Annotated in this window: 3 protein-coding genes; all 3 read right to left on the bottom strand. The window is 42.4% G+C overall.

Going from position 1 to position 1,799, the window contains the following annotated elements; genetic code table 11:
• The coding region (locus WEIDD23_RS10125) for an ATP-binding cassette domain-containing protein (protein WP_156469626.1) at positions 1 to 161 on the bottom strand (161 nt) is incomplete at its 3' end.
• A 10-nt stretch (positions 162 to 171) separates the two neighbouring features.
• Positions 172 to 816, bottom strand: coding sequence for an amino acid ABC transporter permease (locus tag WEIDD23_RS10120; RefSeq protein ID WP_010372597.1), 645 nt, complete (start codon positions 814 to 816; stop codon positions 172 to 174).
• A gap of 339 nt (positions 817 to 1,155) precedes the next feature.
• Positions 1,156 to 1,767, bottom strand: coding sequence for a rod shape-determining protein MreD (mreD, locus tag WEIDD23_RS10115; protein ID WP_010372596.1), 612 nt, complete (start codon positions 1,765 to 1,767; stop codon positions 1,156 to 1,158).
• Between the last annotated feature and the right edge of the window lie 32 nt (positions 1,768 to 1,799).

Raw genomic sequence — 1,799 nt, 5'->3', positions numbered from 1 at the left:
TTTGCAGGCAAAAGCCCAGCTACAATACGTAGAAAGGTCGTTTTACCAATTCCGGATGGGCCGACAATACTAAGGACCTCACCATCGTTAACTGTTAAATTCATATTTTTGAAAATCGTCCGCGTATCGTACGACTTCGCTAAGTTTTTAATTTCAAGCATGGCTCTCTCCTTAACGGTAATAGTTCATCTTCGTCTCGACACGTCGTTGAATAACGGTCGCCAAAGCTGTCAGTAGCAAATATAACAGTCCCACTAACAAATAAGGCATCAATGTGACGTCTCGTGATGCCGCAATATTACCAGCACGCATCAAATCACCAAGTCCGATGACATAAACCAGTGATGAATCCTTGACCAGGGTCACCACTTCATTACCAACGGATGGCATGACAATCTTGACCACTTGTGGCAATACGATTTTACGCATTGTTTGCCAACGCGTCAGACCAAGCACCTTGGCACCATCATATTGACCTTGCGGCACGCTTTGTAGCCCACCACGGAAAATTTCGGCAAAGTATGCCGCGTAGTTCAGAATGAATGTGACCACCGCAGCTTCAAAACGTGGTAGCGTCACGATGTGGGCTAAGCTCAACCCATAGTAGACAAACACGATCTGCAATAGCAATGGCGTACCACGCATCACCCAAATATAAGCGTTCGTCACCCAGCGTAGCAAATAAATATCTGATTTTAACGCTAAAGCAACTAAAATACCAAGCGGTACTGACCCAATCAGCGTTAGGGCAAAGACACCAAATGTCATTTTCAATCCGCTTAGCAGACTTGGCATAATCTGCAACATGTACTCCATAGCTTTCTCCTTAACTAAACAAAAAAGCCCTCAAGCAACCTAAATAAAGGTTACTTGAGGACGACTAATTTCGTGGTTCCACCTCAATTTTGCTATTTGTTACCAAATAACACTCAGACCCCTGCTCAATCAAAACAGGCGCGCGTCGATAACGAGACGAATCGGGTACAGTTTTGACTTGTACCGATAATCATGGGTGTGGTTCATTTAGGCCATTGGTTGCTTCCCAGCTTCTGCACAACTCTCTAAGCAATGACGTTAAACTACTCGTCCAATCAAATCTTTATGAGATAACTTTAATTGACTTTGTACTTTAAGTCAACACCTTTGATCACCAACTTATAATCGCGTTGACCGTGACTTACCTGTCATCCGCATATTCAGATCACGCTGATCAACATTGTACGCCGACACATCGGGCTGGCGTGCCGCATGATATAGATAATTCATGATGCCATAAATGACGACCAAAATTAACAAATTGACAATCAACGTTGGAAACATGTGGAACATGATAAATTCGCTAAAGTTCAAATTCGTCAAATTGATGATCCCAAATGCTGCATAATCAAAGACCAGATACAAACTCATCGATACAAACCAAACTGCCATCGCCGACAAAAAGTTATGTGATAAATAAGTTTGGAGCTTACTTGCTGCCCAAACAGTTAGTGGAAAGCCAATCATTGAAATACCAATGATACCACTATAAAAAATATCAAACAGTAAGCCGCCAAGGAATGCAGCAATATACAACCAACGTCCCTTCATTTGCGAATCAGTGCCGGTCAAAATTGGCATCATCATAATAATCAATGAGAGATATGGGCTCGCCGACATCGGCGTTTTAAATAAGATCGGTGCAAAATGCAAGGCAATCCCACCATCTAACATAACCGCCAGGTACACCAACACAAAATGTAGCCATGACGTGTGAACATATTTCAACATATTAATTCTCCATTTAGTGGTTACCATCATCG

The organism is Weissella sp. DD23, assembly GCF_001579105.1.
GTDB lineage: Bacteria > Bacillota > Bacilli > Lactobacillales > Lactobacillaceae > Weissella > Weissella cibaria.
The sequence above is the reverse complement of the archived record's forward strand: the minus strand, read 5'-3'. Positions and strand labels throughout refer to the sequence as shown.

What these genes read in the sequence shown, in the direction of transcription:
- WEIDD23_RS10120 (WP_010372597.1), bottom strand. Translation starts at nt 816, where the DNA reads ATGGAGTACATGTTGCAGATTATGCCAAGTCTGCTAAGCGGATTGAAA.
- mreD (WP_010372596.1), bottom strand. Translation starts at nt 1,767, where the DNA reads ATGTTGAAATATGTTCACACGTCATGGCTACATTTTGTGTTGGTGTAC.